6 protein-coding genes are annotated in these 4849 nt (G+C 70.7%); 2 read left to right on the forward strand and 4 right to left on the reverse strand.

From position 1 onward, the window contains the following. The coding region (locus FJ091_21870) for a phosphotransferase (GenBank protein MBM4385999.1) at nt 1–1070 on the reverse strand (1070 nt) is incomplete at its 3' end. Nucleotides 1071–1083: 13 nt separating this feature from the next. Further along, on the reverse strand, nt 1084–1863 hold the full coding sequence (locus tag FJ091_21875) for an SDR family oxidoreductase (protein ID MBM4386000.1): 780 nt from the start codon (nt 1861–1863) through the stop codon (nt 1084–1086). 71 nt (nt 1864–1934) lie between these two features. Between FJ091_21875 and FJ091_21880 the strand changes: the two genes are divergently transcribed. Then, entirely contained in the window at nt 1935–2738 is an 804-nt protein-coding gene (locus tag FJ091_21880; protein ID MBM4386001.1) for an SDR family NAD(P)-dependent oxidoreductase, read from the forward strand. Here the strand turns inward: FJ091_21880 and FJ091_21885 are convergent. After that, on the reverse strand, nt 2713–3381 hold the full coding sequence (locus FJ091_21885) for a TetR/AcrR family transcriptional regulator (GenBank protein MBM4386002.1): 669 nt from the start codon (nt 3379–3381) through the stop codon (nt 2713–2715). The two genes, FJ091_21880 and FJ091_21885, sit on opposite strands and share 26 nt — an antisense overlap. 114 nt (nt 3382–3495) lie before the next feature. On the opposite strand from FJ091_21885, the gene FJ091_21890 reads away from it, so the two are divergent. After that, nucleotides 3496–4296, forward strand: a complete 801-nt coding sequence (locus FJ091_21890; GenBank protein ID MBM4386003.1) for a crotonase/enoyl-CoA hydratase family protein — start codon at nt 3496–3498, stop codon at nt 4294–4296. Between the two features lie 68 nt (nt 4297–4364). Here the strand turns inward: FJ091_21890 and FJ091_21895 are convergent. Next, nucleotides 4365–4849, reverse strand: a 485-nt coding sequence (locus FJ091_21895) for an acyl-CoA dehydrogenase (GenBank protein ID MBM4386004.1), incomplete at its 5' end; no start/stop codon positions are given.

Here is a 4849-nt window from a genome sequence, read left to right on the forward strand (position 1 = left end):
GCGCAGGCGCGCTGCGAGAGGGCGCGCGCGATGGCGGCGCCGCGCTCGTTCGCGAGGTCGAGGGTGGTCGCGATCGTGACGGCGTAGGCGAGCAGGTAGAGCGCGCCGAGGCGGTAGTCGTGCCAGAGCTGATCCCAGGCATAGTCGCGCACGCCCGCGGCGCGCATGCCATCGAGGTAGCGCCGTAACAACTCGCGCTCGTGGGCGCGGCGCACCTCGAGCTGAAGACTCTGCGTGAAGTAGTAAGCGAGATCTTGGCCCGGCGAGGTCTTCGTGATCGACTGCCAATCGACGATCGCGAAGGGCGGTTGCGCGGGCTTCGCAGCGAAGAACATGTTCTCGAGGCGGAAGTCGGCGTGGCCGATCACCTGCGGCCCGCTGCACAGGCGCGTCAGGATCCCGCGCGTGCTCGGCCCGACGCGGTGGCCCCACTGCTTCACGCGCGCCGGGATCAGCGCCGCGAGCTCGTTCTCGAAGCGCGGCCAGCCGAACGCGAAGCCGGCCTCCATCCCCGCGATCTGCGCGTCGTTCCCGTGGCTCGTGATCCACGCGAAACGCGCGTCGCCGGTGCGCCCGAAGCTCCACGCGTGAAACGCGGCCATCGCGTCGACCACGATCTCGGCCTCCGCGAGATCGCTGCCCGCGACCTGGTCGCCGATGCGCCGATCGCCGATGTCCTCCAGCAACAACACGAAGTCCGAGCTCGTCGGAGCGCGGCCGGCGAAGAAGCAGCGCGGATGCGGCAACGGGGTCGCGGCGGCGAGCTCGCTGTAGAAGCGGACCTCGCGGCCGTACATGTCGTAGGTGTCGGCGACTGCGCGGTTCGAGGCGATGGGCGACGGGAACTTCGCGATCAGCGTGCGCGGCACGCTCGCGGCCTCTCCCGCGTACTCGAGCGCGACTCTCGCGACGACGCCGATCAGGCCGCCGCCCGCGCCGAGCGGCTTCGCGTCACAGCGCGCGACGTGCGTCGCCGAGCCGATCGCGCCGCTGCTGCGCAGCGCGTCGGTGAGCCAGGCAGCCGAGAGCGCTTCGGCGCTCTGCGGAAGGCGAGTCAGGTCGATGCCCATGGCCGCATGCAGCCTAGTAGGGCGACTGTCCCCCGTCGACGTTGAAGAACGCGCCGGTGATGCCGCGGCCCGCGTCCGACGCGAGCAGCACGGCGACGGCCGCGATCTGCTCCACGGAGTTCAGCTCGCCGGTGAGCGTCTTCGCCTTGAACACCTTCTCGATCATGTCCTCGTAGCTGAGCCCCATCGCGGCCGCGGTGGTCGGCCCGCCCTGCGTCACGGCGTCGGTGAGCACGAGGCCGGGGCAGATCGCGTTCACCGTGATGCCGAGACGCCCGACTTCTGCAGCGCCGGACTTGGTGAGACCGTGGATGCCGTGCTTCGCCGCCGCGTAGCCCGCCATCCCTGGCACGCCCAGCTTGCCCTCGACGGACGAGATGTTGATCACGCAGCCCGAGTTGTTGGGGATCATGTGCGCGAAGGCGTGCTTCATGCCGTAGAACACGCTCGTGAGATTCCACTGCACGTCGTTCGCCCAGGCTTCGTCGCGGAGCTGCGCGATCGGCGAGGGCTCGGTGATGCCGCCTGCGTTGTTCACCATCACGTCGAGCCGTCCCCAGCGATCCGCCGCCGCATCGACGAGGCGCTTCACGTCCGCGGAGCTGCGCACGTCGCCGGGCACGAAGATCGCGCGGTCGCCCGCGCCGAGCTCTTCGAGCGCGCGCTTGCCCTTCTCGGCGTCGCGCCCGTTCAGCGCCACGCGCGCGCCTTCCGCGAGGAACGCCTCGACGATGCCGCGCCCGATGCTGCGGCTGCCGCCCGTCACCGCTGCGACTCTGCCTGAGAGCTTCACGGGTACTCCGATTCTGCTGCGAGGAAGCGCGTATCATCGCGCGCCTCTCTCGAGTTGGCGCGGAGGATTTCATGGCCGTTCTGTCAGGGCAGGTTGCAGTCGTCACGGGCGCGAGCCGGGGCATCGGGCGCGGCATCGCGCTCGAGCTGGGCGCCGCGGGCGCGACGGTCTACGTCACGGGACGCACGCTGACGCCGGGCTCGGCGCCGCTGCCCGGCACGATCGGCGAGACGGCGGAGCAAGTGACGAAGCTCGGCGGCCGCGGAATCGCGTTGCAGGTCGATCACGCGGACGACGCGCAAGTCGAGGCGCTGTTCGCGCGAGTCGCGCGCGAGCAGGGCGGGCGCCTCGACGTTCTGGTGAACAACGCCTTCAAGGTGCCGGACCCGCCAGTGTGGGGCGGCAGCTTCTGGGAGCACCCCGTCTCGATCTGGGACGACATGGTCGGCGTCGGGCTGCGCGCGCACTACGTCGCGAGCGTGTACGGCGCGCCGATGATGGTGCGCGCGAAGCGAGGTCTGATCGCGAACATCTCCTCGCGCGGCGCCGCCCAGTACGCGATGAGCACGGCGTACGGCGTCGGGAAGTGCGGGCTCGACCGGCTCGCGAAGGACATGGCGCACGAGCTGAAGCCGCACGGCGTGGCGTCGGTGGCGCTGTGGCCGAGCGCGGTGCGCACCGAGTTCGTGCTGGATCAGGCGGCGAAGCGCGACATTCCGATCGACCTGACGAATTCAGAGTCGACGCGCTTCAGCGGCGCTGCGGTGGTGGCGCTTGCGAGCGACCCGCGCGTGATGGAGAAGAGCGGTCGCACCTGGCGCGTGAAGGAGCTCGCGGAGCTGTACGGCTTCAGCGATCCCGACCCGGGGCGCTAGGCGCAGCGCCGCCGACCAGATAACCCGACACGAGCGCGACGAGCTCGGCCTCGAGCTCCGGCGCCTCGAGGATCTCCGGCTGGTGCGCGAGCGCGGCGTCGAGCAGGCCCTGGACGCCGTGCGTCAACACGAAGCTCGTGATTTCGACGCGATCGATGCGTTCGCGCACGAACGCGCCGCGCGCGCGCAGCAAATCCTCGCGCGTCCCGAGGCGGGCGTGTCCCGCTTCGCGCGTACGCGCGGGGCGCAGCGCGCGGCGGATCTCGTCGCGGTGCGCGAGGAAGAACGCGGGCTCGCTCCGCGCGAGGCGCCGGTAGTGCGCGAGCGTGAGTGCGAGGCCCTGCGCGATGCGCTCCGCGACGGGCGCTCTCGTCGTCGCGCTGCGCCACGCGCTCCACTCGCGCTGAAAGCGCGCGACTTCGTCCTCCAGCACGGCGAAGAGCAGCGCGTCGCGGCCCGCGAAGTACTGATACAGCGAGCCCACCGAGACGCCTGCGCGCGCCGCGACGTTCACCGTCGTGAGCGCCTGCGCGCCGCTCTCGGCGAGGGTGATGCGCGCCGCCTCGACGATCGCCTCCACCAGCCTCCGCGAGCGCTCCTGCTTCGGGAGTCGGCGGCGGATCGCGGTGCGCGCGCGGGGCATGGCCGCGAGCAGTAGCACGGCGAACGCAGCAGGCCGCGAACGCGCCGGGCTGGCGCGGTCTGGAAGTCGCCCGCGCAGATCGCGCATCCTGCGCGATCACACGAAGGAGAGCGCATGCCCGACGCGATCGTGGAGCGCGCTGGCCACCTGCTGACGATCACGATGAACCGACCGAAGCGCATGAACGCGCTCTCGGGCGAGATGCTGATTCGCATGTACGACGCGTACGAGCAGGCGTCTCGCGATCCCGAGATCCGCTGCATCCTCGTCACCGGCGCGGGCGGCAACTTCTGCGCCGGCGCCGATCTGCGCGCGATGGCGGGGGACAGCGGCGCCGAGGCCGGCGAGATCGACGTGCAGGCGCGCATGCAGGCCGATCCCGACATCGTCTACAAGGCGCTGTTTCGTCACTACCGCCCGAAGAAGCCGATCATCGCGGCGGTCGAGGGCGTCGCGATCGCGGGGGGCACCGAGATCCTGCAGGCGATGGAGATTCGCGTGGCAGGCGAGAGCGCGCGCTTCGGCGTCTCGGAGGCGCGCTGGTCGCTCTACCCGATGGGCGGCTCCGCGGTGCGCCTTCCGCGTCAGATCCCGTACACGCACGCCGCGGAGATCCTGCTCACCGGCAAGCACCTAACAGCTCGCGAGGCGCTCGCGTGCGGGCTGATCGGTCACGTCGTCGCCGACGGGCAGGCACTCGCGAAAGCGCGCGAGATCGCGGGGGTGATCTGCGCGAACGGGCCGCTCGCGGTGGAGGCGATCACGCGCACGCTGCACGAGTGCGACGGCATGGAGCTCGACGCGGCGCTGCGGCACGAGTGGGACTACGGGCAGGCCGTGTTCCGCAGCGACGACGCGAAAGAGGGGCCGCTCGCGTTCGCGCAGAAGCGCAAGCCGAGCTTCCAGCGCAAGTAGCTGCCGGTACGGCTCGGGGCTCGCTCGCGCTGCGAACGAGCCCCGAGCACGCGGCGAAGTCGCACGCGCTAGAGGTTGCCGACCTCCGCTTCGAGCAAGTGCGCAAAGCGCTCGCGCGCGGCGGCCTTGCGCGTGGGCAGGTGGCCGCTCGGGAAGAGGCCGTCGACGCCCTTGTACTCGCGCAGCACCTGCCGCGCGACGGTGACCTTGTGCACCTCGGTCGGCCCGTCGGCGATGCCCATCACCGCGGCGCCCATCAGCATGCCCGCGAACGGCATCTCGTCCGAGACGCCGAGCGATCCGTGCAGGTGCATCGCGCGGTACACGACATCGTGCAGCACCTTCGGCATCGCGACCTTCACCGCGGCGATGTCCTTCCGCACCTTCTTGTAGTCCTTGTACTTGTCGATCAGCCACGCGGTCCGCAGCACGAGCAGGCGGAACTGCTCGATCTCGATCCAGCTGTCGGCGATTTTCTCCTGCGTCATCTGCAGGTCCGCGAGCTTCCCGCCGCGCACGTCGCGCGAGAGCGCTCGCTCGCACATCAGGTCGA

It is taken from the genome of Deltaproteobacteria bacterium (assembly GCA_016875395.1).
GTDB lineage: Bacteria > Myxococcota_A > UBA9160 > UBA9160 > UBA6930 > VGRF01.